Here is a 2208-nt window from a genome sequence, read left to right as displayed (position 1 = left end):
TTCGCGCTGATGGTAGTGTGGGGTTACCCATGTGAGAGTAAGTCATCGCCAGCTCATTATTCAAACACCCTCAACAAATGTTGAGGGTGTTTTTTTATGCTTGAATTAAAATAAAAATATGAAATAAAAGAATATTAAAAATAAAGAACACCAAAAAATAAAACCATCAATGGATGGTTTTAAATTGGTCTAGTTTGACTGAAGTGTTATCAAGCAAATAATTGAGTAACAGCACACCAAAGAATAGCAAGAATCGCAATTGCAACAATAGGCTCTAAAACTTTAGACCATGTTGGAACAGTTGCTTCTATAAGCTCAATTTCTGCGTGATTGTCGTGGCTATGTTGTTGAACCATTTGATTAAACTCCTTCATTGATGCTTCTAATGATAGCTCTTCTTGTGGAATTGGTTTAGAGCCTTTTAGCTCTGTTAGTTCGTTTGTTAACCAAATCCAATCATCAGCCTGACCAGATAAATGCTCGATTTGGCCAAGCAATAACTCGCCTATGCCTTTATTACCAAAATTGCCAGTATGATCCAGTTGCTTGAGCTCAGCCAATTGTAAGGCTAGTATTTCACTAATGTTGTGCTCTAGCTCGGTTTTGCTTAGTGTGGATTCATTGGCAGTTGATGTGGTTAGGCGGCGTGCAACTTCTTGAATATAGAGTTCATCTTGGCTATCTATTTCCTGATAAAGTTTTTGATTATCTTCACGCCATAAACTTACCAATTTACCTAGGCTGAGTGCGTTAATTTCTTGAATATATTGATCACGCTCTACCGAGTCATATTGTTTCAAAAGCGATGGCTTTTGAAGTTTAATCTGCGATGCAAAATATTGTACTAAATCAAAAGCCATTCACTACTCCATTGTTTTAATCTAATAATCTAAGGCTTGGTTTTTTCTTAGTTTGTTCGGGTTTTTCTTCAGTCTTTAATTCTAAAGCATCTTCATCATTTTGGATATGTTGATACTCGCTCGGATCAAAGAATAAGCCTTGTCCATTTTCTCGAGCGTAAATCCCCAGTACCGCATTCATTGGCACATATAAGTCGCGTGAAACACCACCAAAGCGTGCGGAGAATGTAATTGCATCATTGCTCATGTGTAAGGCGTGTACAGCATGTGGAACAATGTTTAATACTATCTGACCATCCTGCACAAATTGTTCAGGAACAAGCGTATTCGGCTGTGTAGCGTCTACCAATAAATGTGGCGTGAGTTGGTTGTCGCAAATCCATTCATAAATTGCGCGAGCTAAATAGGGACGGGTCGGACTTAAGTTGATTTCAGATTCAGACATAATGTGCTCTTTAAGTATGAATTAAAAATTCCTGATAGCGGTTTTTTTCCTGCAATGTCATTGATTTTAAAAATGCAGGGCGATTAAAAATACGCTGGCAATAGAGAAAAATAGGTCTACAGTGTTGTTTGGGTAGCTCAATGCCCATGGCTTTGAGTCGTATAAATAATGGCGCTAGCATGCAGTCTAAAATATTAAATGTTTCAGACATAAAAAAAGGATAATGTTGAAACAGTGGTGTGAGTGAAATGAGTGTATCACGTAATTGTTTTTGTGCTGTACGTTGTGCTTGGCTATTTAAGCTGTCAGGGTGGCGCAGCATGTCATCGGCGAGCTTGAACCAATCGTGCTCAAAGCGCCAGATATATTGACGTTGTTCTGCGCGTGGCATAGGGGCATCGGCATAGAGTTTATTTTGTCGATAACGATCATCTAGATATTCTGAAATTATGCTGCTATTGAATAATTTGAGATCATTTTCTAATAATATGGGCAATTGATTGTAGGGATTGAGACTAGCGAGGTCTTCATCCTCATGATCGACAAGAATCAGTTGATATTTGATTTGTTTTTCGGCAAGAACGTAACGAATCCAATGTGAGCGAAAGTCGTCTGCATGACTATAGAGGGTGATGCCTTGTAAAGGTGCGTTTTCGACTGACATAATCCGATATAAAACCAAATGAATAGAATAGGATACTAGACTTGGTGACTAAAATCACGCAGCAAACCTGACAAAAGTGTATGAGATATTTATTGAGATGCTGATTGGGTTTTATAAGTAGCTAAAGTGTAGATTTTGGTTGAATCGTATATCTTGGTGTTGTTTGTCTTGTCCTGAAATAGATTGACAGTATTCCACTTCAAACCGAGTTAAGCAATTAGCTCGGTTTTAGTTTGCTC

At 38.0% G+C, this 2208-nt stretch carries 3 protein-coding genes; all 3 read right to left on the bottom strand.

What is annotated here, in order from left to right:
* Nucleotides 1-209: 209 nt before the first annotated feature.
* Genes HHA41_RS12890 through HHA41_RS12880 form a run of 3 tightly spaced genes read right to left on the bottom strand, consistent with a single transcriptional unit; the run spans nt 210 to nt 1969 of the window.
* Nucleotides 210-860, bottom strand: a complete 651-nt coding sequence (locus HHA41_RS12890; RefSeq protein ID WP_168461952.1) for a hypothetical protein — start codon at nt 858-860, stop codon at nt 210-212.
* Between the two features lie 16 nt (nt 861-876).
* Nucleotides 877-1305, bottom strand: coding sequence for a ClpXP protease specificity-enhancing factor (locus tag HHA41_RS12885; RefSeq protein ID WP_168461951.1), 429 nt, complete (start codon nt 1303-1305; stop codon nt 877-879).
* A 10-nt stretch (nt 1306-1315) separates the two neighbouring features.
* Nucleotides 1316-1969, bottom strand: coding sequence for a glutathione S-transferase N-terminal domain-containing protein (locus HHA41_RS12880; RefSeq protein ID WP_168418860.1), 654 nt, complete (start codon nt 1967-1969; stop codon nt 1316-1318).
* Between the last annotated feature and the right edge of the window lie 239 nt (nt 1970-2208).

The organism is Acinetobacter sp. A1, from assembly GCF_012371315.1.
Classification (GTDB): Bacteria; Pseudomonadota; Gammaproteobacteria; order Pseudomonadales; family Moraxellaceae; genus Acinetobacter.
The sequence above is the reverse complement of the archived record's forward strand: the minus strand, read 5'-3'. Positions and strand labels throughout refer to the sequence as shown.